Source organism: Saccharothrix sp. NRRL B-16314, assembly GCF_000716595.1.
GTDB lineage: Bacteria > Actinomycetota > Actinomycetes > Mycobacteriales > Pseudonocardiaceae > Actinosynnema.
Genome location: NZ_JNXC01000133.1, coordinates 1 through 408, shown reverse-complemented (window position 1 = coordinate 408; position 408 = coordinate 1). Strand labels below are relative to the sequence as shown.

The following is a 408-nucleotide window of genomic DNA, read 5'->3' as shown; positions in this document are numbered from 1 at the left end:
CCTCGACGGAGGCGGCGCACCGGCCTGGTACGTCCACCGTCATCTCACACGGCACGGCGCAGCTGCTCGCGAGGCCGGCCAGGGCACCGGCGAGCCCGCGGTCGGCCAGCACCGGGGGCAGGATGCTGCGGGCCACCGCACGCAGCTCGGAGAGTGCCTGTTCGGCGGCGTCCTGGGCTCGGTCCAGCGCGGCGTGGGCCGCGGCGGGGTCACGGTCCACGGCCCGCCGCACGGCGCCGAGCAGCACGTTCACCGCGACCAGCCGGTTCTGCGTGCCGTCGTGCAGTGACCGCTCGATGCGGCGCAGTTCGGCGGCGTGCGCATCGAGAGCGGCGGCACGGGTGACGGTCAGCTCGGTGATCCGCAGCGAGAGGTCGGTGCCCGGGGGAGGCGCCAGCAGGTGGCGGC

The 408-nt window shown here is 76.2% G+C and carries 1 protein-coding gene; it reads right to left on the bottom strand.

Features of this window, described 5'->3' with window-relative positions; all coding sequences use genetic code 11:
• The coding region (locus OQ02_RS39360; protein ID WP_033443781.1) for a histidine kinase at nt 1–408 on the bottom strand (408 nt) is incomplete at both ends.